At 61.2% G+C, this 26567-nt stretch carries 12 protein-coding genes; 4 read left to right on the forward strand and 8 right to left on the reverse strand.

The window, feature by feature from the left end; genetic code table 11:
• Positions 1–3: 3 nt before the first annotated feature.
• Positions 4–2217 carry a bifunctional diguanylate cyclase/phosphodiesterase gene (locus ACWTU9_RS22830; protein WP_455860254.1) on the reverse strand — a complete coding sequence of 738 codons (2214 nt, stop codon included), beginning with the start codon at positions 2215–2217 and terminating at the stop codon, positions 4–6.
• A gap of 154 nt (positions 2218–2371) precedes the next feature.
• Between ACWTU9_RS22830 and xseA the strand changes: the two genes are divergently transcribed.
• Positions 2372–3982 (forward strand): exodeoxyribonuclease VII large subunit, encoded by a 1611-nt coding sequence (gene xseA / locus ACWTU9_RS22835; RefSeq protein WP_455860255.1) that lies wholly within the window; start codon positions 2372–2374, stop codon positions 3980–3982.
• A 108-nt stretch (positions 3983–4090) separates the two neighbouring features.
• On the forward strand, positions 4091–5209 hold the full coding sequence (locus tag ACWTU9_RS22840; RefSeq protein WP_455860256.1) for a DmpA family aminopeptidase: 1119 nt from the start codon (positions 4091–4093) through the stop codon (positions 5207–5209).
• Positions 5210–5245: 36 nt separating this feature from the next.
• Here the strand turns inward: ACWTU9_RS22840 and ACWTU9_RS22845 are convergent, their stop codons facing one another.
• The 4 genes from ACWTU9_RS22845 to ACWTU9_RS22860 form a co-directional block, all read right to left on the reverse strand.
• Positions 5246–5494: a hypothetical protein gene (locus ACWTU9_RS22845; protein WP_454577445.1), complete on the reverse strand. Its 249-nt coding sequence runs from the start codon at positions 5492–5494 to the stop codon at positions 5246–5248.
• Between the two features lie 838 nt (positions 5495–6332).
• Positions 6333–7223 carry a hypothetical protein gene (locus tag ACWTU9_RS22850; protein WP_455860257.1) on the reverse strand — a complete coding sequence of 297 codons (891 nt, stop codon included), beginning with the start codon at positions 7221–7223 and terminating at the stop codon, positions 6333–6335.
• Between the two features lie 400 nt (positions 7224–7623).
• Positions 7624–7908 carry a hypothetical protein gene (locus ACWTU9_RS22855; protein WP_455860258.1) on the reverse strand — a complete coding sequence of 95 codons (285 nt, stop codon included), beginning with the start codon at positions 7906–7908 and terminating at the stop codon, positions 7624–7626.
• 47 nt (positions 7909–7955) lie between these two features.
• A complete protein-coding gene (locus ACWTU9_RS22860) occupies positions 7956–9245 on the reverse strand; it encodes a SidA/IucD/PvdA family monooxygenase (RefSeq protein WP_455860259.1) in 1290 nt (429 codons plus the stop codon).
• A 245-nt stretch (positions 9246–9490) separates the two neighbouring features.
• On the opposite strand from ACWTU9_RS22860, the gene ACWTU9_RS22865 reads away from it, so the two are divergent.
• Both ACWTU9_RS22865 and ACWTU9_RS22870 read left to right on the forward strand, forming a co-directional pair.
• A complete protein-coding gene (locus ACWTU9_RS22865; RefSeq protein ID WP_455860260.1) occupies positions 9491–10558 on the forward strand; it encodes a hypothetical protein in 1068 nt (355 codons plus the stop codon).
• 141 nt (positions 10559–10699) lie between these two features.
• Entirely contained in the window at positions 10700–11626 is a 927-nt protein-coding gene (locus ACWTU9_RS22870) for a carbon-nitrogen hydrolase family protein (protein ID WP_455860261.1), read from the forward strand.
• A gap of 61 nt (positions 11627–11687) precedes the next feature.
• Here ACWTU9_RS22870 and ACWTU9_RS22875 read toward each other — a convergent pair whose 3' ends face one another.
• From ACWTU9_RS22875 to ACWTU9_RS22885, 3 genes are all read right to left on the reverse strand, one after another.
• Positions 11688–15596, reverse strand: coding sequence for a hypothetical protein (locus ACWTU9_RS22875; RefSeq protein ID WP_455860262.1), 3909 nt, complete (start codon positions 15594–15596; stop codon positions 11688–11690).
• Positions 15597–15886: 290 nt separating this feature from the next.
• Complete coding sequence (locus ACWTU9_RS22880) at positions 15887–17407, reverse strand: hypothetical protein (RefSeq protein WP_455860263.1); 1521 nt, start codon at positions 17405–17407, stop codon at positions 15887–15889.
• Entirely contained in the window at positions 17400–26192 is an 8793-nt protein-coding gene (locus ACWTU9_RS22885) for a hypothetical protein (RefSeq protein WP_455860264.1), read from the reverse strand. The genes ACWTU9_RS22880 and ACWTU9_RS22885 overlap by 8 nt, the downstream gene beginning before the upstream one ends.
• Positions 26193–26567 lie beyond the last annotated feature (375 nt).

Consider the following 26567-nt stretch of genomic DNA (forward strand, 5'->3'; position numbering starts at 1 on the left):
CAATCAGGCGCGGGCGGCAGTCTGCTTATTAACGTCGCCGCCTGACGACAGGTCCGCTAAAGCCAGCAATTGCGCCGGCTCGAGCGGCGGCGACAGAAGGTAGCCCTGCAGCTGGTGGCAACCCATGCCGACAAGCTGCGCCTTATGCTGCTCGGTTTCGACGCCTTCCGCGGTGACTTCGACACCAAGCGCGACGGCAAGGTCGATCAGCGCCTTGACGATCGCCACCGGGCTGCCGTCGCCGTCGAGAAGCCGCACGAAGGAGCGGTCGATCTTGAGCTTGTCGATGGCGTGACGGCGCAGATAGCTCAGCGAGGAATAGCCGGTGCCGAAATCGTCGAGCACGATGCCAATGCCCGACTGGCGCAGAGCCGCCAGCGCCGTCCTGGTCGCATCGTTGTTTTCGAGAAGCACGTTTTCGGTGATCTCGATCTGCAGGCGTTCCGGCGCCAGCCCGGTCTCGGCAAGGATCGAGGCAACCTCGTCGGCGAAACCGAAATCACGTAACTGCAGCGGCGACACGTTGACGGCTATCCAGGGCAATGCGGAGCCGGCGGCAAAGCGGCAGGCTTCGAGCAACACCCATCTGCCGAGTTGCCCGATCATGCCGCGTTCTTCGGCGATGGCTATGAATTGTGCCGCCGGCAGTGCGCCATGCACCTCGTGGCCCCAGCGGATCAGGGCCTCGGCGCCGAGGATCTTTCTGCCGTCAGTGCCAAAAACCGGCTGATAGGCGAGCTTGATGTCGGTCCCGCCAGCCAGCGCCTCGCGCAGCGCGCTTTCGACCTTGCGTTTCCGCAGCAACAGATCGTCCATATCGCCGGCGAAGACCTGGTAGCGGCTACGGCCATTCTTCTTGGCCTCGTAGAGGGCGATGTCGGCCTTGCGCAACAGGTCGTCGGCCTCCGCATCGGGCCCGGTCGACAGCGCGATGCCGATGCTGGCGCTGACAAAAACCTGATCGTCCATCAGCTTGAAGGGTTCCTGCAGCTTTTGCAGCAGCCTGTCGGCAACATCCTCCGCACTTCTGACATCGCGGACATCGATCAGGACGACGGCGAATTCGTCGCCGCCGAGCCGCGCCACAGTGTCGACCTCGCGGGTGATGAGCTGGAGCCTGGCGGCGGTCTGGCGCACAAGCTCGTCGCCGGCCGGATGACCGAGCGTGTCGTTGACATGCTTGAAGCGATCGAGGTCGAGGTAAAGCAGCGCCACCTTGCCGGTTTCGTGGCCGGTGGTGAGCAAGGCGCGCCGCAGCCTGTCCTCGAACAGCGCCCGGTTGGGAAGGCCGGTGAGCGTATCGTGGAAGGCGAGATATTGTGCCTGGTCCTGGCTGGTCTGCAGCGCGGACGAGGCCCGGCGCAGGCGCCTGAGAAGGAATGCCAGGACGCTAGCAGCGAGCAGCGCTGCCAGGATCAATGCGGGGCCGGCCTTGCGCACCAGCGTCAGGCCGGGCCGTTCCTGGTCCCAGCCGATATAGCCCAGGATGACGCCACGCGAATCAAGCAGCGGAATGGCGGCCGAGCCGACCGGCTGCGACAGCGGCAGCAGATGCGCGCCCGCCAGCAGATATTTTTCAGCGATCCTGCCTATCACGACGTCGTTGATGAACTCCACGGAAACATGGAGATATTCGCTGCCGGGCGCCTGGGTGAGCCGGTCCGAACTCGGCACCAGCGGCATGATACTGAGGATGGCCGGCTTGCCCCCGAGCGACACCAGATCTTCGGCGACCAGTTTGGCCGGATCGCCGGCCTGGTTTGCATCCGCCGCGCCGATCAGCTGGCGCAACCTGACGATCATCGGCAGCAGCGCGGGCTCGTCCTCGTCATAGGCGGCCGGCGCCACCACCTGCCCCTCCCGCATCGCATGGATCGGGCGGTTGGCGTCGTCCAGCACATAGACCCGGTTGTGCCCGTAATAGGAATACATCCAGACGCTGATGTTCTCGACCATCCACTGCTGATTGCCGGCCTTGGCATTGGTGACGGCGTCGTCCCAGACGGCGATGCTTTCCTGTTCACGCTCCACGGTTGCGATCTGATCCTGGAGGCCGTTGGCGAAGAAGATCTTCTGCCGCTCGAGCGAAACGCGGTCGGCCTGCATGGTGGCGTAGAGGCCGAAACCGACGACCATTGCCAGCGCAAAAACGGCAAGCGTCAGCACCGTCACGGTGACCTGGACCGTCAACGGGCTGCGGTGCGCGCGTGCGCTCATGTGTCTTGGGCCATCTTTTGCGTCGTGAGCCATTTTTCCCTGCGCAGAGCCAATCAAATCCGCCTTAAGATCGCGTTATGAAACCGGCAATGATTGCAACGGCCTTATTGCAGCGCCCTTGACGCGGGCGGACAAACCGTCCCCCAATCGGCCGATGAGCGACGCGGCATCCGAATCACGCACCAACGCCACCGAATATACGGTGAGCGAGATTTCCGGCGCGCTGAAACGCACGGTCGAGGATGTCTTCGGCCATGTGCGGGTGCGCGGCGAAATTTCGGGCTATCGCGGGCCGCACTCCTCCGGCCATGCCTATTTCACGCTAAAGGACGATCGCGCGCGGCTCGATGCCGTGGTCTGGAAGGGCACGATGAGCCGGCTGAAATTTCGTCCCGAGGAAGGGATGGAGGTGATCGCCACCGGCAAGCTCACGACCTATCCCGGCAAATCCAACTACCAGATCGTCATCGACAATCTCGAGCCTGCCGGCGCCGGCGCGCTGATGGCGCTCTTGGAAGAGCGCAAGCGGCGGCTGCAGGCCGAAGGCCTGTTCGATACCGGCCGCAAACACCGGCTGCCGTTCATGCCGCGCGTCATCGGCGTCGTCACCTCGCCGACGGGGTCGGTCATCCGCGACATCATCCACCGCATCAAGGACCGCTTTCCGCTGCATGTGCTGGTCTGGCCGGTCAGGGTGCAAGGCGAGACGGCGGGCGCGGAAGTGACCGCCGCCGTCAACGGCTTCAACGCGCAGGCCTGGGATGGCGCCATTGCACAGCCCGATCTTCTGATCGTAGCGCGCGGCGGCGGCAGCCTCGAGGATCTCTGGGGGTTCAACGATGAAGGGCTGGCGCGCGCGGTCGCAGCCTCGCGCATCCCGATTATTTCCGCCGTCGGCCATGAGACCGACTGGACGCTGATCGATCTCGTCGCCGACATGCGGGCGCCGACGCCGACGGGTGCCGCGGAGATCGCGGTGCCGGTAAAAGCCGATCTCGAAGCGACGCTTGCCAGTCTTGGCGCAAGGCTCAAAGCGGCCACCTTGCGCAATTTCGAACGCAAGCGGCAGGCCTCCCGTGCAGCCGCCCGCGCACTGCCCTCGCCCGACCAGTTGCTGGCGCTGCCTCGGCGGCGCCTGGACGAGGCGACCAGCCGGCTCGGCCGGGCGCTGTCCGTCAGCATCGAGCGCAAGAAGGCGAAGCTCGGCGGGCACCGGCTGACGCCCGCGACCTTGTCCAGGCGCATCAACGAGGCCCGCACGCTGATCGGCCGCGATCTCGCCCGCGCGCAGGCGGCGTTCTTCGCCATCGTACGCGAACGGCGATCACGCTTTTCCCGTACGTCGGCAAGACTATCGCCGACGCCGATCGCAAGGCGACAGAAATTGCAGGCGGACACGCTGGCCGCACTGACGCGCCGTCAGGATCAGGCGGTGTCGCGACGGCTGGACCGGCTGCGCGGACAATTGACGCAGGCCGACCGCTTGCTCGCAACGCTGTCGCACAAAGCAGTGCTGGCGCGTGGCTTCGCGCTGGTGAAGGACGCCGAAGGCGCGGTGATCAAGCTGGCGGCTGACGTGACGCCAGGGGCAGCGCTGCAACTGGAATTCGCCGACGGCACCACGGATGCAGTTGCGGCCGGCGGTACAGGGCAGCCTGAGGCAGTCGCCAAACCGGCGGCCACGCCTCTTGCCAGCAAGCCCGCGGCCACCAAGGCGGCTCCCAGCAAACCAAAAGAACCGGGCAATCAGGGCTCGCTATTCTAGGGCAGTTCATCGTTTCTCAGAAACGACGAACCGCTCTATCTGTTGTCTTGACGCAATTCCGGACGGAAAACCGTTTCACACTTTTCCGAAATTGCTCTGGAGGACGGCATGACCGGACACGACCCGCATCTTCAAACGCCGGCCGGCAAACCGCGCGCCCGTACTTTCGGCATTGCCTTTGACGGCATGCCGGGTCGCTTCAATGCCATCACCGATGTGCCAGGTGTGAGCGTCGGCTACGCGACACTGATCTCAGGCGATGGGCCGCTCGATGTCGGCACGGGGCCGGTGCGCACCGGCGTCACCGCCATCCTGCCGCGACCGCTGGCCGAACTCGCCACGCCGGTGTTTGCCGGCGTGTTCAGCCAGAACGGCAATGGCGAGCTGACGGGCTCGCACATTATCGAGGAGGTCGGCGCCTTCAACCTGCCGGTGACCATCACCAACACGCATTCCTGCGGCGTCACCCGTGACGGCACGCTGCGCTGGATGCAGCGCGTACTGCCGGCCGCACTCGACAGCGGTTGGGGCCTGCCAGTGGCGGCAGAAACCTATGACGGCTTCCTCAACGACATCAACGGCCATCATGTCGGCTTCGAACATGTCGAAGCCGCGCTCGACGGGGCTACGGGCGGAGCGATCGAGGAAGGCAGCGTCGGCGGCGGCACCGGCATGATCGCCTTCGGCTTCAAGGCCGGCTCGGGCACGGCGTCGCGCATCGTCGAATGGCAAGGTATCAGGCATACGGTCGGCGTGTTCGTGCAGGCGAATTTCGGCAAGCGGCGCAACTTCACGCTGCGCGGCGCGCGCGTCGGGCCCGATCTGGCGGAGCCGGCGATCCGCGAAGGGACGCAGCGCACCGAGAAGGGCTCGATTATTGCCATCGTCGCCACCGACGCGCCGTTCCTGCCGCATCAGATGAAGCGGCTGGCAAGGCGTGTGCCGCTCGGGATCGCGATGACCGGTGGCTTCGGCTACCACAGTTCGGGCGACATCTTCCTGGCCTTCACCACCGCCAATCCGCAAGCAGCACTTGCGCCGTCAGGACAGACGGCAAGCGCCGATTACATTCCGGATGTCGATATCGACCCGTTCTTCGATGCGGTGGTGCAAGGCGTGGAGGAGGCAATCCTCAACGCCTTGGTCGCCAATGAGGACATGAGCGGGCGCGACGGCAATTTCGTGCCGGCGCTGCCGAAAGCATGGCTAAAGGATCGGTTCGGATAGATGCAGAGCCCGGCTCGTGCGGCCGGGCAAGAGACGTCATTCGGACGGCTTGTCCGAATTCGCTTTGCCCTGATCGGCCTCGGCCGCCTCTTCGAGCCGCGAAGCGATCAGTTCCTGGATGTCGCCGACTTCTTCCTGGATGTCCTCCAGGGGAATACCGGCCTCAGCCGCCTTGGCCGCACATTCCCTGGCGAGGGTTTCGGCCTGCTTTTCGGTCTTTACCGGCGAATGCTGGCAATGGTCGCCAATCCACTCGCGCAAGAACTCGATCGCATGTTCACTCATACTGCCATTCCCTAGCGACTATGCCGGTTGGTAATCGTAAACGTCTGCATCCGGCAAAGGATGCATACTCCCATTCCAACCGAGTCGGTTTCCCCCGGCAAGCCGATCTTGTCCAAGGTCCACAGAGCCGGAGGAAAGGGAGGGTTCAAGGAGCACGTTCTGATTGTTTGATATGGTGGTACCGTTGGCTGGGATCGATCCGGTCATCAAACTATTGTTTCTATTATGTTTTTCGCTGCTTCTGAGCTCGATTTGTATCACAATAGGTAGCACATTATGTGGCACATTTTTCTACGAGCTCAGGGACATGCCCTAGGCGATACGCCGATACCATAGATCCTCACGCAATTTGACTCCCCTTGGCCTCGGCTGCAGTCGGTCTTGGCTCGATGACGTACCGACAACTGTTTCCGGCATCAATATTGCCACTGAATTGTTTATGACCCAGCTAGGCCATTGATCTAGCTGGGTTTTTTCTTTCCTATGGCACCGAGAGCCGACCCAGGGCCCGTCAAAAACTTACAGTATTGATTTTAAAGGGAAATTTGTGGCGAAATTTTTTTCGAGGTTTCGTGTATTATCGGAGTCAATCGGAGCTTCCGCCTGTTCTCTCCCGCACCTAACACGGAAATCTGGCTGAAGAAAAGTACCGTCACGGTATCAGGACATAGGAGGAACGTTGCGGCCCCCGTTCGCCGGCAACGCATAGTCCTATCTACCCTCCGACGTCCTGGCCAAGGCAACACTCCGTCGAGTTCGCGGAGTCCAAGTGTTGTTAGGCGGTCTTCGGACGATTCGGAACCGCAATCTCGTACTGCAAAGCCTGCAGAAACCCGGGCTATATCGCAGGTTCCACTAGTGTGCGCCACCAATTGAGCAGAGTACCTCGAGTGATGTGCGCGAACAGGTGAAGGTGCATCGGGAGATCCTCGGCGAGCCACGTCGCACCGAGTGACGACGCGGCAAGCCCAAATGGTTTTTCTTCAACTGCCTGGTCATCACCGTAGATGCGTGGGGGCTGGCACATGGGATGCGGAAATGGCGTTCCACCGTGCAACGCTTTAGACCGATAGTCATACACCTTTGCTATCGCATCGCGGTAGCTCGGATCGTCGAAATCGAATCTTCCAATCAGAGGGCGATCTGCCGGTGGGTCAGGCTTGAAGCGCCTGCAAAAGCTGGTGAACTTGCTGGTAGCTCCAATCACTTTGTGCATCTCTTGGGCGACTAGGTCGATCAATCCATCCTGTGAGTTGTTACGAAGCAACCGGACAAGGCGAGGATAGCTTCGCTCTAACCGTTCGGCCGGCTTCAGTTCTGCCGCATCCCAGAATCCCGCAGACGTCTCGATCGCAGATACGAATAGGAGCCAAGCAAGCTCAGGTGCAGCGTCCGCCATCCAGAGGGCCTGCTGATAGCTGCGCGCACTCTTAATGAGTGCGGTTGCAGCTGCAGCGGGGATCTTCGGTAGCGTCCCAAGCAGGCTGATCTCACGTAAGTCGCGTTGGCCAAGCAGATTGGGGATTTGTGGCCTGCGCAAACGCGGTGGCAAAATCGGGAGGCTGCCTGCGGAGTGAGTGCGTGGTCGGCCTAGCGGATCACCATGATCATCAAACTCGCGTTCAATCGGTCCGGCAACAATGCGGACACCGAGAATGAGCGCTAGAAGCGCCGCGACTTCATCTTCGAGCGATCCTCCATGATAATGCTCGGCAACGGTCGCCGACATATCGGGGCGTTCGCCGCGGAGGCAATACTCGACCCTCAGAACGAGCGCCGGCTTCCACTCGTATAGCCCTCCACCATGGGTAGTGCTGGCCACAGTGTTTATGATGCTGTACGGACCGTGCCCCTTAGCGTCAGCAACGAACCAGGCGTCGGAGAATAGACTGGACTCGACGATGCCAAGCCGAGAGGCGCCGTCGAGGTATGCATGCCAGTTTCGCCAACTCCTTGGAGCAGCTACCTCTGGCAGCGCCATAGGCGGTGTCGTAGGTCCGATCTTGGTGGAGCGATTTGCTGGCATCGATGTATCTGACGGCAAGGGATGCTCCTAGCCCATGGGCTCCCTGCCGGCCACGCCCCCAGCATTGGATTAAGCAGAGAAAATCCGTCTTCGATCGAGGACGTTAAGCCGCGACAACCTTCTTACCACTTCGAACGGCTCGTGATTTCGCCTTGGCCACAACTGAACGATTTGGGGTCTTCAGCTGTACGGGCTTCTTTGGACTCGAAGGCTCGGCAAAATAGCTGCCGGGATCCGCACGCATGACTTTCAATCCTGCATAAATCAGTTCGCGGATGACATCGCCCTTGCTGCGCGCGCCACGGAGAGCGGCAGACTTGAGCGCCTGATCCAGATCGCGCGGCAGATATAGAGTTCTCAAGACCATGTTATCAGTGCTGTCACTCATAGTCGCCTCCATGACCTGTACATATGTACAGGTGCGTCATGAATTTTTCAAGTGCGTGCAACGTCATAATAGGGCCGCAGGATGCGATCCGCCATCGCGCCCAGCACCATGAGGGATCCGAACCCCGGACCCAGTGCGTCGGAAAGACCGGGAAGGTGAACTTTTGGCCAAGCGTCGAGAGGCAATGACAAGTCCTCGCGCATTCTGCTCATAAGATCCTGGCGTCGCGCTGAAACAAGTTCGTTTCGCATCTCATCGGGCGCGAACACTTCAAACGCCCAAGGATCGAAGCCGGTCGCGTCGATGACCATCCCTGCAGCAATTGCGTGGGTGCCTTGCTCGTTCACGTATTCCACTTCGAGATCGGCTAGCGCGTGCGCGCCTGTGCCGCCCGCATGGCGGATGTTGGTGGCCCTTCCCGGCATAAGCGTGAGATTCTCGGCGTCGCTGAGAAGATGCGTGACCGTTTCCCAAACGACCCCACGGTTGAGGCGTTGTGTAAAGGCTGTGCGATCGGCAGGGCTCAGCGCAGGCCAGGTCTGATCGTCGTCAAACAAGCTATTCTCAAAAAAATTTGTCGTGCGGGTAAAGAGCATAGCTTGGTTGTTGAGAAGTAAGATTGGCTTCTTGATGCCCGCGCGGATTAGCCATGCCGTAATTGCCGCCGCTGTGCCGCCACCGCCGATCACTACGATTGGGTTATCCTGCTTCAAATTATCGACCATTTTTCGCACACGGGCCAGGAAACTCCAGAAATTAACACCCGATAGGACTCGCGGATCCTTGACCTGCACCGGTTTCTTCGATGCTGGCCCCGGGCCGGTAAAGACCACTCCATGAAACCCGTCGTAATGGACCACGTCGCCTGTCTCTTTCTCAATTTGACGTATTGTCCAAGTACCGCCTTTGTCGATGAGTTTGGTGACACGCCCAATCAGTGGTGATGTGGCGGACCGGTCTAAGGCGAATGAAAGATAACCGGCAAAATCCGAGTGAGTAGGTGGGCGGCGCCCGCGGTTGACCCAGTCTGCGTAGCGACCTGCATTGGTCTGGCTGACAAGAAAGCTGTTCCATGAGAAACGAGACTGCATGAGAGTTGCGGCTTCTTCGCCGAACGTCCGCTGGTAGGGAAAGCCTAGATCCCGTTCAGCGGGCGTGCAGAGTCGCTGTTCGCCGTCGGTATAGCCGTGCCGGCCTGTCCAGTTGGCGCCGACCTCGGATCGCTCAAAAACAGTCACAGCAATGGCGACACCTTCTTGTCGAAGGCAATACGCTTTCGCGGCAATTGCCGCTGCTTTGGGCCCAGCACCGACTATTGCAATGTTTTGTTGGGGCATGGCTTTACCTTTGAATACCGTGGAAAGGGTTATTCTCAGCCGCGTTCAATATCGCCCGAACCCGTATTGCCATAGCCTCGACGTCGTACGGAATATGGGGCGATTATAGGTTTGCGGAGAACCGCGATATTCAACCATGTTCGTTCTAAGCCCGCGAATTGGACAAGCACAAACCGGCATATTAGAAGGTGCTCCATCTTAGCGATTTTGCTTCTACAAACGAAACTGCCTACTTTTGGGATGACATGAAGAAGAACAAGACGTCGACGCGTATCTTCTATTCTTGGCAAAGCGATTCGCCAAGGAAGACTAACCTCAATGCGATACGAAAGGCGCTTGCAAAGGCATGCAAGCGGTTAAAAAAGGCCAATCCGACGCTCAAACTCGTTCCGGATGAAGCGACCCGCGACACGAGCGGCAGCCCGAACATTGCACTCAAGATTCTCGAGAAGATTGAGGAGTCGGCGATCTTCATCGCCGACATAACAACCGTCACCCCGAAGGGCGCAAAGCGTCCCTGCCCCAATCCCAACGTCGGCTATGAACTCGGATACGCAGTTGCCACATTGGGTTGGGATCGCGTCATACTTCTGTTCAACGAGGCGATCGGGGATTTTCCCACCGATTTGCCTTTCGACTTCATCCAGAACCGAGCGAATCCTTACCAGTACGCGGAATCCGATTCCTCGTCGAAGTGTGACGACCTCAGCGACTTTCTAGAAGCAGCCATCAAGGCGGTGCTCGACAGCAACCCCAAGCGGCCAGCTGAGCTCAAAGGTCTGTCGCGGGAGAAAATCGAGCACGATCATGACATTGAAAACATGCGCTGGCTGATGGAGACCCTGCATTTGCCGACACTTCAGCAGCATATTGAGAACCTGCCTCACATGATCTCGGACAAGGCGCTATGGTTCCACGAGAACTTCCATGGCGTCGTCTCCAACAGCCTCTTCAGTGTTTATGATCCGGTGCTTAGGGATGCAGTCGATAAACTCGACGCGGGCTGGCTTGCGGCGTTGGCCCATCATAACGAGTATCATGAGACATCGAGCGGCAAGGCGCACATATTCAGCAACCCCGGCGACATGCCACTGACGACCAAGCTCCAAGCAGCGTGGGACGAAATCGACGCTGGGCGGCATAGTATGGCGGCAGGCATCGGGACTATCCTGGATCGCCTTCGCGCTGACTACATCCAGATCAATATTCACAAGACGAATGAGAAGGCATGGAAAGCCTACCTCAAATTTCAGCGCGAGGTAGACGACCGATGGGGGCCGATATGGAAGCGCGAGAAAAAGAAAAAGAAATAGCACAGACGTGAGTTGGGGCCGAAACTGCTCCTGTCTTTGCCCAGTAACGTAAAAGCAGCGGATCACCCGGATAGGTCAACGATCATCTCCACTCGAAGGACGAGATATCGCACAGCCAGCCAAGGCTGCCGGACCCGCAAGGTGACCAGCTATAGCGCCTTGATATCAGGGACAAATGCGATGATGCGTACGCCGCTTTTCTTGGTTGCAGGTTTGTGGCTTCTGGCGAGCCCGGTAAAGGCTGATGAGGCTGCCCTGCCAGTGCGGGTGGCTGTTATTCAATTGGATAGCTCCAAGGCTGGCGATTTCGCGGCCATGTTGAGCTATGCGAAGGGCGCGAAGGATCGAGGCGCCGAGATAGTGGTCTATCCGGAAGAATCGGTTTTCGGATGGCTCAATCCAAACGTGTTTTATGAAGCGGAGCCGATACCCGGTAGATCTCAGGCCGCTTTTGCAGACATTGCGAAACAGGCTGGCATCTGGGTCGCGGCGGGCCTGGCGGAACGAGGCCGGCAGATAGCAGCCGACCCACCTACGTTTGAAGTGTTCGATTCCGGCATACTGATCGATCCCCAGGGACATACAGCGTTGCACTACCGTCAGCACAACGTGATCAAGAACGCATTCAGCGAATGTCCAATTAGATATGGATCGAAAGGCTGCAGCTACACACCGGGTCCGCTCAGCGATGTTGAGGTAGCAAAGACTCCGTTTGGGCGTGTCGGCATGCTGGTTTGTGCCGATGCATATACCTTTGACCCCTCGACACTGGACGCTTTGAAAACGCTAAAGCCCAATCTTGTCATCGTTCCTTGGGGGGTCACAGCTGGTACGCCTGCGGAGTGTGGCAAGCCCGGTTTCAATGCAACCGGGTTTGCTGTGGATGCAGCGACGCATTTGAAATCAGCCTATGTTGTCGGCGCCAATTCGGTGGGAGAACGACCTTATGGTCGGTTTCGACCCTCTTTCTATTGCGGCACGAGCGGCTACGCGACCCCTGCCGGAAAGGTCGGCGGCGTTGCCGACGAGACCCAGGACATGGCGATCTTCGATATTCCAGTTCACTAGCGCGATCTATCGCCGGGCTGGAAAACTCGGCAACCTGAAACCGAACGTACGGGCTCGAACTCTAGCCGCCTGCCTCTGGCGGAGGCTTTCCGACTGTGGTCCTCAGTCGGGCTAGCGGCATACGGACGAGGAAACTCTCCCCAGCGCGAGCCGAGGGCGCCTCTGTTGCGGTCCGGTAGCGCGGCTCGTCAATATAGCTGCCTGGTCGGGAAAGCTCTGTCTCGGCAGCAGTGACGAACCATTGGTCGCCGGCTTTGTCGTAGCTCGTCGCCGCGATGATGAAAGAGCAACTCCACTCCGCTCGCGATCCCGCGCAGCAAGGCTCGACCACCGCCTTCTGTACCTCACTCTCGGAATGGTCGCCCTCCCCGTCCGAACGGCGACGGCGAAGGGTGAATTCCATCTCCGGCAGAACCGTGCCGTTGTCCGTGATGCCAGAGACCGAAGCCTGAATGCGCACCATCTTGTTCGTCTTGTCGGTGTACCGTTGACCTGTGACGCTCAATTCTCGATCGGGAAGGATGCGGACCCATTGCGTCACCGGTTCGGACACTTGCAGATGAGACGCCGCATGCGGCTGATACCGCACGAGCCCGAGACGGACGAAGGGCGTGACTGCAGAGCAGGGGTCGATCCGGATATCAGCGTACCATGTCTCCTCCTCAGGATCGAAACGCGGCGCAAACGTCAGAAGCGATACGATCATCGTGCGCGCCGGGGATTGGCCTCCTGCACCCTCCGGGACAGGGAGCGGCATCATGACGTCGCGAACGAAAACGGCCTCCCTTGGCGACGTCGGCCCGGAGAACCGGTCCTTGCTTCCGTCCAGAGCCGTGCGCAGTTCGGGGAAATTGTCCTGCGACATGAGCCAGCCTTTCAGGCCGTCGTCCTGCCGAGTCGGATCAGCGCCCCATCGCGTTACGTAGGCGCCGCCAGGCCCGAGATCCGCATCCTGCAGATAGAGCTCGTTTGTTCCGTCGCTCGGCAAGTTGAGCAGATCGATCGGGTCTCGACCGGGGGCTAGATCGCGAAGGGTGTCGGCACGCAGATCGGCGGAGGCGAGCCCGGGCAAGTTCGGTGGCCAAATCACCAATCCTAGTCGCTCCCCCTCTCCCGACGAAAACCAGGGACGTGCCAGTCTGACCCGCACCATCATGCTGCGGTGTGCAATGAGAACTTCACTCGCCCCCTCGCCGTCAGGGCTTGGAGTATAGCTCCAGGCAAAGGAGGGCTGCGGCTCCCGCCCGGATGGCCTCGAAGGCCTGACCGTCGCCTTCAGCCACTGCGCCTGGAGTGGCTTTGCGGCGAGCGCAGCCGCCTTCGCATCGTCGAGCTCCCCAGGGAGGCGTGCAGGTGCGACGATGTTCGGCGCCGCTTCGCCATAGCGAGTGGCAAGCACGCCGCCATGCGGTGAAACCGCCTGCGCGTATATGCTGATGTAGCGCGCCCGTGCGTCGGGAAAGGCAGGCGGCCGCTCCGCTCGCAACCGTTCATCGCCGGCCATCGGGCAGCCGTTGTCGGCCTGGCGGGCGCGGCGCTGGAGAGCGAGGAGATCATTCAGGGAATTGCGGGGGAAGCCTTCCAGACGAAGCAGCCTTACGGTCTCGGGACGAAAGATCGGATAACCGTCGGCATCCAGGGCGAACCCGTATAGGTCTCGGACGCTCATCGGCGTCACTCCGTCCGGGCGCGGCCAAAGTCCGCGCGCAATGTCGTCACGCGATCGCCCACGGTCCGGGTCGTCAAACCGTCCCCGTGCCGCTGCGGCCCCGATCGCCGTGATCTCGAGCGCACCCACGGTCGGGCCGAGCGTACCAAGCTTGCCCTGGATTGACGTCCCAATGAGACCACTGAGCAGGACAGGTGTCGCGCCGTCCTCGTCGCTCGCCGGAATATCAGGTAGTTGGACGGGTGCCGGACAATCTCGTCCGCCAACGACCGCCTCGATCGTGTCCGGGTTGAGGCGGCGCACCGTCAGCCCTGAGGCGTCCGTCGACGGCAGCGCTTGTGGCAGATCGACCGCGTAGATCGCTTCCAGCATTGTGACCGCCGCGACTTCGCTTATCGGTTGCTTGAGCATGGACCAAAGTATCGTCTCGGTGAGGGTTACGAGATCGGCCGGATAGCCGGCAGGTAGCCCGCCGATGCCTGTGATCGTCCGCTCGCCACTGGTGCCGCCCTTGGTCGCGAGTGCCGCAAGCGCTTCCAGGATGGATCCAGGTTTCTTGACGGGGGAGAGGTCCTTGGCGGCACCTGCGAGCGTCAGCATGGTGCCGGTGGCTTCGAAAATGTGTGCGAGGAAGGCCTTGCTCGGAAGAGCCCAGACCCCGATCGAGAGTTCCTCACCGGGAGCGATGCGGACCTCAGCGTACACAGCCTTCAGGGTTGGAGAGCCCTTGTAAGGTTGGGGTCCATGAACGACGATGCGATCCTTGTCCGGCGCGACCTCTACGCGAGCGAGGTCAAGCACCAGCGGCAAGGCGTCCGGATAGCCATTGGGGACAGGCTTTCCGCTCACATCGCCGTCACTCGGATAGAGTTTGACGGGGACCGTCCACTTTGGTGCGCCGTTCTCGGTGCCCTTCAACCAAACCGCGATTATCAACCCATTCGCGCCGGGATCAGGGAAATAGGGCGTACGCTCAGGCACCGCGTCTCGCCCTTTCGGCAGCGTTCTGAAGACCGCTGCTCCGGATGGAGCGTTCACCGCGGAAAAATGGATCGTCCGTTTCAGGGACGGATCGCCCTTGAAGATGACGATATCGTCATCCGTGCGGTGCAAGATCTCGCCTTGATCCGTTTGCCCCCGCCACGGCACGACGCGCTGTCCCAATGCGGGTTTCGGGGCCGGCTCGGCCGAGGCGGCTCGAAAGATCGGCAGTCCGCCCCAGGCAGCGCGGTAATCGAAGCCCTTGAGCCCACCCCTGGGGCGGGAGGCTACTGCCAGTGCCCGCCGGGCCACGCGCTTCCTGACCCACACCGCCGCCGGACCGTCCGAGCCAGCGCTAAGCGACGATGTAACGATCTCGGGAGCAAGCGCAGGAGGCACTTGCTCGGCCTCATCAGGCGCGGTCACCTGCTCGTCGTCCATAAGGAGTCGTGGCTCGGCGAGCTTCAGATTGTGGTCGAGATCGTTGTCCTTGAGCGCGTCGAAGGCTCCATGAAGCCCCGCGACGTCAAGCGGAACTGAAGGGATCAGCAGCACCCGCCGGTCGAACCCAACGCCTGCGACGTCTTTGTCCGTCGCCATGTTTGGCGGAAGCCCCGCGAGGAGACGGTTTTCAGAATCCGTGATGGCGCGCACCACCATGCTGGAAGCCTGGGCCGCGGGGTAGCGCCCGCCAAGCGCGACGGATGTCTTCTCGCCAGCCGCTGTCAGCGTGCCAAAGATTGCTTCCGGCACCGCGATCGTCGGCGCCTCGATGCGCTCGTGGCGGTGAAACCCCTTTCCGGAGTGGCGAGCTTCAGGCAGAACAAGGCTGCCAATTCCGTCGACGATGTGGCTCAGCTCATAGTGGCCGAGCGCGCGCTCGAGCGGCATTGACACACCGCCAAGAAAGACCGGGCGCGCCGCCACATGATAGCACCAGCCGTAGCGTGCCGGCGGGGGTGTGAGAGCCCCTCCAAGCTCGCTGCGGGTCGGGAGGTCATAGGCGATGCTGAACGGGAGGTCGGTGGGATCCAGCGAATGTATCTCGAGTCCACAGGCGAGCCCCGGTGGATCGCCGCGCCAGGCGCCGACAATTTCCTCGGCGAAGGCCGTTGCTGTGTCAACGCCGCTTTCCCAACCTGGTTCGTTGACAGTCCATTCGCGTACCGCCGCCGGCGCATGGAAGAGGCCGTCATCCGCCTCCCTGCGCGCGTCTGTGTCCGGGTACAAAGCGTTGATCCGCTTCTCCAGTTTCGCACCGGAGAAGTCGCTGAAGCGGGCGTCCGTCAGCGCCAGTTTGTATTCGACCTTGCGATGCATCAAAGTGTGCCAACGGCTTCGCGTGCCGGGACCGTCCTTGGTTGAACGCACTCCGACATCGAGCTTATAGCCGGCGGTCAGATCCGCGGCGTCGAGAACGAGCAGGTAGCCCTTCTGATCGCGCTTAACCTGAGATTCACTTGCACAATAACGTGCAATTGCATGCGCTTGCCGACGCCGGTCGGCAAGCGCTAGACCCGCACTGCGCCGCGTCTCGGAAGCGTAAACCGATATCGATGGTCCTCTTGACTTGTTGTCGAGCGCCCCAGTGCTTGTAATCGCATCAAGCGTCAGTATTTCGTAGCGAGGGGTCGCATTGAACGTCGCGTTCCTATGACCGAACGAGAGTGCTTGGCGCAAATCGATGATCGCGTCGATACTATCGCAGGCTGCAAGTTCGCAAGTTCGCGGGGATCTTGATTCGCATATAGAGCATCAAACTCTTCGCGGGCCGCAGGGTAGAAATGCCCTGCTTGGCCCCTGTCACTGGACTGCCGTGCGCGATGCTTTGCTAAAGTCCAGATTGCAGGCGGCGACGCGACGGAAGTTCCTCCTCCTGCACTTTTGAACGTTAGGGAGACGCCCAGCAACGCGAACCGTGCGTCGATCGTGCGCGGTTGCGGCATCTTGTCGAGCTCAATAGGAGTTCCCCCATCTTCCGGCAGAAGATCGACGATGTTTTTCTCGGAAAACGAAACTGCTGAGCCAACTAGCCCCTCAAGATTGGATGCATCACATTCGGCGTCGATGACGAAATGAAACAAACGCCCGAGCGAGGGGTTGCTCTGGAGCGCGAAGAACCTGCGCCGCGCCATCTCTTCCGTCGTGAAGTCCTCAGGGGCGGCGCCCTCCAGCTTTGGAGATCGCTGCGTATCCGCCTGCCGCGTGGCGGGCCGTGAGGCCAAGCGAAAAGCAGCAACGGCTTCGGACGGAAAGGCGCCGGCAACCGTTTCTGCTTCGATGGCCTTCACGGCTTCCTCCGCCATGTCGGCTGCCTGGCTTTCTCCGTTTTCCATGATTGCGACAGCTTGCTTCAGGGCAACTATAGCGGCGGTCGACGTTGAGGCGTTTTCGTAATCGCGGCGTGCCGCCGCAATCGCATCCGCACGCTGTCGGCTGGTCTTCAGGTCCTTCCAGGCTTCAATATTGGCTTGCGTCTCGTCATATCCACCGAGCGCGCGAAGCGTGAGGTCCGAGGGATATGCGCGTGGCGCACGTCCCAGGCTCTTGCTTCGTTGCAGTTGGCGACCGGGCCGCAAAGCTCGAACAGCGATCGCCGAGGCCCGCTCAACCGTCAACCTCATTGCAACGTCGGCCCTCCCGGTGCCGTGGATGTCCGGCGTACGTTGGGTAGCTTGAGCATCTTCGGACTTGCGCAATAATCGATCGCGGGTTTCCTTGTTGCCGCCCAACAGGTCCCTGATCGCCGCAAGACCGGTGGCGCCACCCATCACCTCCTGCCAGAGGACCGACACTTCATCGAGATCGGCCGCCTTGATGCGTGTGGCCATCGTCAAGGATTTTGCAGTGGCATCAAAATCGTCGGCCGTTGATGAAAGTGCCAGACGCCATCCTTTATCGCCTAACGGCGCAACCCTGATCGAAATTGGCGGCGATCCAGAGGATCCAACCGTAATTCCGAGGAGATTCGCGATTTCTGCCGGCCATCTTGCGAGATCTACAGTGTTCGTGTCCGCGTCCGTCGCGGCCATGGGGGAAAAGGCCAGCGTAACGCGAGCCTTCTTGTCAAAAATGCCGGCGGCGACGACCTGGCAAGCCACACGGACGTTGATCGACTGCGCGTCAGTCATTGGCAAACCCCGCAATGTCGCCAGCGAAATAAGCACGATATCGAGCCCAGTCCTCGACCTGCGAAACGGCCTTGCAGGCAACTGTCGCCACTCCGGTCGGCGTTCCGGCGCCGGCGAGACCAACGATCACAGGCAGGCGTTTCACGGGTCCTAGAATATGGGCACTGCTAGCGGCGCCGCCCCCTCCGCCAAATCCCTTGCCGATGCGACGGGAGACGCCGACCTTGAACTCGACTTTAGTGATGCCAAGAGAGAAGGAGTAAGTGAACGTCGCACTACCGGTGAGATTGCCGCCACCGTCCTGTCCAACCCGGACGACAAGCGTCGCGGCAACACCAAAGCAAGCAATGTGCGCTTCACCGCCGGCATAGAAGAAGCCGTCGAGAATAACAAAGTCGTGGCCCTGGCCGTCATCATATTTTCGCAGATAGATACCGGTGCAGATACGGCCCTGGCCGCTCAGAGGCCCGAATTTAAACGCGCCTCCGCCGCCAAATTCAAACGAGGCTGCAAAGCCAGTAATTCGCTCTGCCGACGACGTCAGCGACAAGAAGCCGCCACCCGTATAGGGCAGTATGGAGAGTAGAACGGGGCGGTCTTCTGCGCCGATCGAGGCGGTGAATTCAGCCTGGGTATGATCGAACGGCAAGGAACAAGATGCTCGGATAGCGACATTCGCGAACGACATCGCGCCGATCGAAATGATCCCGAGGTCCAGTGTGTAACCGACCTCGATGCCAGGCCGATCACCGAGCGGTCGCACGAATGGGCCGTTGGCGCCAGGGTTCATCAGCGCTTGCAGCGGCTGCAGGAACGCTGCCGTCGGACCCAGCTGAAAATCCTTGTAGGTCAGGTCGAAATGTGATCCTTCGGCACTCCCGCTTGTGAAGCGGGCGCCGTCGAAGATCAGCGTCACGATATCGAAGAGATTGATGTCGAAAGCTTCAATCCGGCACTCCGCCTTCAAAAGGGGCGGCCGGGAGGCGTCGAGCAAGTCATAGACTGCGCTCGCCCCGATGACGAGCTGACTTTTGTCTCCTGGGATGAAGATCGGATCAGAGGTGGGGTATGGTTTCAGCTCCGAGTCAAGCTCGTATTCGACCGAAATTCGCGAGGGCACGAGGGAGCGTAGCTTCTCGTCAATAACACGCCGCGCGCCCTCGAGATCGACGAGGCGCTTGAGGTCTCCGCTAAGCACGGCGTCGGCAGCCTTGCGAAGATTGTCGATGAGCAGTGCGGCCGAAGAGCGCCCCTGGCCCCAATCGTCGAACAGTGCAGCTGCTTGCTCAATTGCATTGGGCGGGTTTCCCAACCAAGCGGCGGCATCAGTCAGCTGAGCGAACCGGTCGAGCTCGATCTTCTCGGCGCGAAGATAGTCCCTTGGATCTGTCTGTTTAGGATCGTTCTCATCTGGCAAGCCTGTGCGGCGTGACTGCGGATAGGCGACCGCAAGCAGCTCGCGCAGCTTCGCCTTGGTCAGTCCGGCCAGATCGCCCAGGATATCGTCGGGACTCGACCCTTCGGACGGGCCGCCGCCAAGCAACTTCCAGAGGGTGTCTCGGGCGTCGACAAGTTGCGTCTGAAGGGTCGCCAGCACTGCCGTCGCGGATGAGAGCAGGACCGCTCCTGCTGCGAGCAGACGCTCGACAAAGGAACGACTGGCCGCGAGCCGGAACGCCACCGCATCGAGAACGTCTCTCTCAAAGGCGCCGCAAATGTCGTTGGCCAGCGCGGTGAGATCAGCTTCAATTCGACCCGCGTCGTCGGTGAGCGCCAGAGCGAACCGCTCGATATCGCCGATTGTCTGAAGTGGTGGATTTGCGACAGTGCCAGACAGGCCGGCCTGCAGGTCGGTCATTTCGTCGGCAAGCCCCTGTGTGACCATTGCATCGAGCGCTTGCTGGAGCGGTGGAAACGGTTTGGCCGCATCTCGGGTCTTGCGGAGAATGCTTTGCACCTCCGATGCCTTGAAGCCCCGTAGTGCCGTCGCGTCCTTTCCCATCTCGGCCGCGGTCTGCAGTGCGGTCGCCACCGACTCGGCTGCATCCTGTGCCGCAGACCAAGGCGCCGGCGAAAGGGAGGCGACATCCTTCAGCAGTTTGGCCAACGGCGCGGCTTGCGCCGCGACGGTCGCGGAAAATCCTGCCAGCACCCGCACGAGCGCGACGCGCTGGCGCGGCAGCGCAACCAGAGCATCGAGGGCGGCACTGTACTGGGTCGGATCGGCGCACGCGTAAGCTGCCATCAGCCCCTTTATGATTCCTCCCGCCTGAAGAACGCTTGCCTCCAGTGCCACCGCAGGCTCCATCGCGTCGAGGAGCGAACCCCTGATGGCTCGCGTTGAGGCCGCCAGCGCTGGCTGGGGTGGGCTGAGCCCCTCCAATTCTTTCGCGAATGCTTCCAATTTTGCGGCCACGTCATTGCGCGCGTCTGCGATAAGAGCCGTGGTAGGCAAGAGTTCATCCGCGAGCGACTGCATCACGCTGGTGGCAGTGCCACAGATTTCGTCGATCTTGTCGAGCGCTTGATCGGCGGCGGCACCTGCAGCATTGATTGCCGCGCGCCCCGCATCGACGGCTGCAGCTATCACCGCTGTTGCATTCGCCTCGGCGGCCGCCTGCAAGCCAGCCGCCGCGGCCAGCAAATGCCCGACCATATTCAGTCCCGCTGCAAACATAGTTCCCTTGATGCGGTCTGCGTCGGTAGCAGCCCCCAGCCGCCACTCGTCGAATGCCTGCGAAAGGGCCTTCTGGAGATCGCTCGTCTTTCCGCCAATGGCGTCATTCATGGCTGCGACGAACGCCTGGGCAATCGGGAGGGCGAGGTCGTCGGGCGACGTTCCGGCGCACAGGCCATCCAATATTGTCGCCGATGCCGTCGCCAGCGCCGTCTCCACCGCGGTTTCGAACGCCTCGACAGTCGCCGAACCCAGATTGACGCCCTGTAGTCCAGGCAGCGCGAAGACGAGGCGGCGCCAGGCGCGGAATTGCGTGGTACCGACCGCAAACAGTTCGGTGATCTGACTGCAGACGCGTTTCTGCAGATCATCGAGCTCATGCTTCAGCGCGCCGGCTTCCGTGCCAGCAATCTTGGCCGCCTGCGCGGCGAGACCCTCGAAGGCGACGTTGACGGTATCACGCAGCGCCGCAAGCGCTGGGGAGACAGGATCAGCCGCCACTCGTTCGATGGCCTCGAGAAACAGGCGGCCCGTCGCATAGATATCGGCGAAGGCGTCGAGGAGCGTCGAGGCGCCATCGGCGGTGCCGGCAACAGCGATCGCATTGTCGAGTGCGCCAGAAAGTCCCGTCCAGGCCTTGGCGAGGTCCGGATAGAGGTAGCCGAGACGCCCTACCATCTTTTTCTCGGTCGCCGCATCGAACGGTGCCTGACCGGTCCGTGTAGCCAGGTAGAACTGACGTGCCAGTTCGGTTAGCGCCTCGCGCATCGGCAGAAGGACAAGGTCCCTGACTTTGACGGCGGCGGCGGCTCTGGCGTTCGCGGAGGCGCTATCAAGATCCTCGGCGACGGAAGAGACATAGTGGGTCAGTTCCTTGAACCTCGGCGTGTCACTCAACGTCGAGGTCAGGAACGAGATCACTTGGCCAATCGTGAAGATTCCAAGCAGCCTTGACGATTGATCGAAGAAGGAAGCTGGGTTCGGCGTATCCATTCCGGTAGAGGCCGGTCGATGCAGGGCCACAGCTTGCGTGGAAGCTGACCCGCCGCCAACCGGTCCACGCGATCGCGAGACGCCTTTGAATGTCGTGTCCGGCCGCGCCGGCCCGCCGATGCGGTCGCCCGCTCGGCGTATGTCAAGTTTCACCTTGTCGAGGATGTCGAGATAGATATCCGTCTTCGCGGCACGCTCATCCGCACCGCCAGTAGCCGTTTTCGTCAAACGCTCGTCGGGAGGGAAGCCGAAAGCGCGATATTCGTCATCGAAGATGATGGGCGTCCAGGTGACGCCCCCGCCGGTCATCCGCTCAATCTGGGCTATGCGCACGTTCCCCCTCGCCATGACCGGGAAGAACGGCGGCTGATCGAGGCCTGCCATCAGCGGTGTAGCCAAGAATCTGTCGTTGTGGAAATCGAAGCCCTTCTCGCGGTCGACGCTAACGAGGGCCCCCTGGCAGCCTTCAGATCTTATTGTCCAATCCAGTGTCTCGAAGCTGGTCGCATCCGGCTCTTGTTCGGCCGCGTAGCGGCGCTTGGAACCGCCGAGCGGAAGGACCGTGCGCCAATTGGGCGGCATCGCATCGGAAAGACCATTATACCAGACGTTGAGAGCTTCAAGTGCCTGCTCGTCGTTGGCTGCCGTGTTGTCTACGAAGATCAGCGGCATTCGCGCGGGAGTGCCCCGTTGGTCGATCTGCAGTTCGAACTGAACTTCGCCGCCTTCCCCAGGCGAAACGCGTGGCCAAAAGACGAGGCCTGGCAACGTGTCCTTTGGCGCTTTGTCCGATCTCAGATAGATCCGGCCATTGCGCGTCTCATGGGTGCCATCCTTCTCTGGGGTCGAGTCAGCAGGGTCCAACAGATCGGGCGTGACGCGAGTAAGGATGTCGACGCGGCCGGGCGGCCAAGCTCGGCCCCCATTAGGCTGTCCGGCAGCTGGGTAGCGTTTGTCCGGCTTACCGATGCGCAAGAAAAAGCGCTGCACGAGAAATGCGACGGGCGGTCCTTTTGCTTCCACGGGCATCATGCGCCGCTCCGTCAGCTTGACGAGCGAAGCCCGGTGACCGAGCGGAAACAGAAACCCTTTGTAGACCGCCTCGACGCGGATATCGCGCCCAAGCACCGTCGCCTGGCTCCAGCGCTCCAACGCGAACGCGTCGAACAACGCGCCGTCCTTAACCCTCGCCGAGGCGGGGGGCGAGAAGTCGGTATCCGCGACGAATGTTCCCCCGAGTGCCGTGAGTGAGAGCTCGGTAACGCCCAAGGCCTTCGGGCGATAGATCGTCGACCAATCGCCGACAGGATTTGTGCTGGTTACCGGTTGGCCGTCGAGCGTCTCAAGCACAGCGTCGCGCAAGCGGAAGCCGGGCGGAACCGGCGCTTGGCTCGCATCGAGTATTTGACCATTCTCGCCCCGTGCTCCGAGGACCGGGAGCCCGTAGAGCGAAGACAAGGCGACAATCTCATGGCGATCGCCCGCATCGAGGCCGGTCCGGAAGCGCTCCGGCGCGGCACAGTCGTTGGGATTCTGGGCGCAATAGTCATCACCGGCATCGCTTGCGCCCTTGCCGTAGAGCAGCTCAGCGTTGCGGTAAGGGTCGCGCGATGTGACCGATCGTGCCATGGCCCACGGAGCCCAAGGCCCGTGAGGTGGCGCGCCGGCTTGGCGGTCGACGAGGGCATCGGGGCGAAAATCGGGCGACCAGACGGCACGCATGCTAGCAGCGCCCGCAGCCTCGTCGAGCCAGGTATACCAAAGAGGAACCGGGCCATCGGATCGCAGCTGGAAGTCCTTGCCAGCCCCCGTCACAGGCAGCCGCACGCGAAACCGGGCGTCCTGAGCTGGAGACAACAAGAGACGGAACGGCATCTCGATTGCGGTCTCTTCCAGGCCCGGCGCTTTAACGGACGTCGCTATCTCCGCCATGCGCAAACGACTGGTCACAGTGCCAAGTCGACCAAGCGCTGGTGGACAGTTGGCGTCGGTGCTGAGGGCCCGGTTTTCGTCGTGGCGAACCGCCCAGCTGTCGCCTCGCGTTAGGCCCTGGTAGAGAAGCTTTGCCGCTTCGTCGCGCGTCTCCACGCGGGCCCAGGAGGGCGGGAGCAAGCCGTTTACACCGGCATCCTCCGTCGATGCCGCCCACGCGGCGAGTGGCTCGAAAAGGCGCTCTGCACGCCGCACCACGGCAAGATCAAAAGCGCCCCAGTTCGTCAACGCCTCGAAGGTGAAAGGGAAACTGCCTGCCGGCTCACCAGTCGGCGCAGCGTCCGGTCTACCCCCGTCGAAATCGTCGAGCGGTATCCGAAAGACAAGGCGCGAAGGCCCGGACAGACGCGCTTCGGCAGGTCTGACGAATGCCTCGTCCATCTGCTCGCGGCCGAAATCGAAGGCCTGCAATGTCGCGAGGATCGCCGCCGCGATTGGAGCCGGGTCGCCACCTGATCGCTCGAGACGGGCGAGCGTGCCGCTTCGGCCGATATATCGCGACGTGGCAAGGTTCGGATTGGTTATCCCCGGCAACCAGTTGGGGCCTGCACGGATGCCGGCCGCAATGTCGCTTGGCAAGTTCTTGACATTCAAACGCTCAGATTTGGGCAAGCTGTAGAAAGCATTGAAAGCCGAGTCGTCAGGATCGCGTCGGTCGCGCGCTTGCTCTCTGGCAGCGAGGAAGTCGAGCTGTCCTTTGTCCGTCGGCGGATCGGGTACGTTAGCTGGGATACCTGCGGGCCAGTCGTCCGGTGCCGGCAAGGGGCCAGGCCCAGGAGAAAGTGCCTGCAGGAGTGCCGGGGGTAGTTCGACGTCCGGCAACCCCCGCAATGCCTGGGCGCGCTCGTCGGCCGACTTGAGGTCTGTCGATTGCGATTGTCGCGCGATCTTGCGGGCAATGCGCGACGCCTGAACGTCCAGCCAGTCGGGGCCGATGTAAATGCGCTGATCCAAAGGGAGCTTTTGTGCATCATAGTCGCTCCAGAAAGCCTTTCGAAAATCCGAGAATTCCGTCGTCGGTGCAGCAGCATCCTGAGCCAGACTGACACGGGTCCGAGCATCCTTTCGTTCGGCAAGCGTACCTGACCGCAAAGATCCAGCGAGGTCCTTGATCTCCTGTGTCGGAGGCGGCTCAGGAAGGTCAGGCTCGGCCATAAAACGGCGCAGGAAAGCGCGCTCCGCTACGTGTTGCGGCGGAAACTCGACAATGAGCAAAGGCCGGGGATCATAGGCGTCCCCATAGCGCAGCGGCGAGCTTCCGGAGACTAGCGGATCCTCGCACAGTCGTTCCTCCAGCTGCTCCGGCAGAGGCCGACTATACGGGATGGCGGCGGCGAGGCGACGGTCTGGCGTGATGCGCCAGCCTGCCTTCCCCCGTTCCAAAATCATATCGCGGAAGCCGAAGCGGAGCGAGGCGAGGTCTTCGGGCCGTCGTACCCGCAAATTCGCACGGTTGAGGGCAATCCGGACAGGGGCGACGTCGATGGCCGCCCCGCCGATCTCGATCAGCGCTTCGGCCTGAGGCGGTTCGGAGGTTGGCGGGAGAGCGTCCGCCGCTTCTTTTGTCCACCCGCCCCTTAGGGCGACGCCCGAGATTCGGAAAAGGACCTCTGCCTCGGCGAAAGTAAGCTCGCAGATCGGCTGCGTGAAGCCGATTCGGGGGCTGATCGGCTGCGATCCGAGCCAATCGGGCGCGCTTGCCAGTGCGAGCTGCGCAGCGAAGTATTCCAGTTTGCGAGCCGTTCCGGTGCCCGATGCACCAAGCCGGATGGGTGGAACGCGTGGCCGGGCGCCTTTACGCGGCGCAATTGGGGGCAAAGGATCTGTGAAGAATGCACCATAGCGTGTCTCGACCGGCACTTTAGAGGCCGTGGGCGTCAGAGCAGCTGCGCGACGTGGCGTTCCACCTAGTCTCTGCCAAGCGATTCCAAGGCAGCGGCCGAACACCGTGTTTTCGGCTTCTTTGGCCGCACGACGAACAACGAGCTGCATGGGGGAGCGAAGAGCGATGTGCAAATCTGTCGTCGATGTTCGGCGCCACGCCATGTGCTGCCATGCCATCCAACCGTCACCCTGGCCTGGCGGATCGAGGACAAGCGTCGATGTATCCTTTGCGGCGGTCTGCCCCATTTGCAGTTCGCCCGTCCAAAAGGGTGACGGTCCAGGAAGGGCCTTGACCCGCGCGATCCCGTAGAGGGCACGGCCAGCCTCGGCGGGTAGCGGCGGCGGCGCTTCGTCGCCCTCGAAGAGGCTGCGCACGTCAGCCTTCTCGCTTCCAGCTGGGTCTAGCGGAAGCGGCCCGAGGTCAGTGGCCGGCCCGGTTGCCAACACAGCGAAGTCGATCGCGCCGACGACTGCATTAAGCTTGTCGCCGGGCAGCAGCGAGATGCTTCCCTTCTTCGGACCGATACTCCACGCACCGGTGCTTTTGTAGCGAAGGGTCACCTCTTTCGCGTTTGATGCGAATGCGACGGTGTTATCGAAAAGGGTCAGGAGGAAGGCCCGAGCCTGGCTATCCTTCAGCGTCGATGCTATCTCCTGGTCGCCGCCCCCGAAGAAGTCCGCAAGGCTATCCGTTCTGAGTACGATTGTGCCGAGCGCGGCGTTTGCGAATTTCAACGCAATCGACAGCGACGCGTCGTACACCGGGAACTCGTTTGCGATCGCCTTAAGCGCGATCTCGACTGAAAGCATGAAGCTTGGGCCGCCTGGGAAGCCGCATTCAGCGATCGTCGCGCGCCAACCCTCGCGCGTCCGAGCAAGGACGAAACGCGAAAGCCTTGCCGGTTTGGCAGGGTCGGCAAAACTAGACGCGGGGAGGATCAGACGCTGGCGGTCAGCGTCTGTGGAAGCCTGTTGCAGGCCAACCGTCTTGCCAGATGATTGACCCGAGCGGTTCCATTCAACGACCAGAGCTCGTCGTTCTTGTGTTTCATAAAACACGTCCACAGGGGGGACGGGAATGACCTTCGACAGCGGTTCAGCAGCGGCGGCAAGAGGCACTGACGCAGCGCCAACAAGAACAGCTCGACGCGTGATTTTAAAGGAAGGTCTTGTGCAGCCATCGTCGTTGTTGTCGACGGCCGACTTGTCGTGTTGATCGGACTTTACCTCGTCATTCATGGAGCTGAATCCGATCGATGACGGAAGACAAACGCCTCGCGATCCTGCGGCCCAGCAGAATCAACGCGAGCCCAAGTATTGCACCACTAGCAAGGAGGCCTTTACTGTCGGATCGCCATCCTACGATATGCCCATCGCGCCCCCGATGCTTTCTACTAGATACCAAACCATGACCTAGCGCAAGACACATTGACACGAGAGAAACGCAACTCTCTCGCACCAGCCACGGCAATTCAACCGAAAATCGCGCATGCGCTCTTCATAGCCTTCTTACTCCAGCACCACGATATTTTTCGATCCAACAGCTCTTTCGTCTTCCGCCCCGAGCATGCAACACCAGCCCCTCTTGACGTTTACATAGGGGTCATCCTCTAT

The sequence above is a fragment of the Mesorhizobium sp. 128a genome (genome assembly GCF_053848025.1).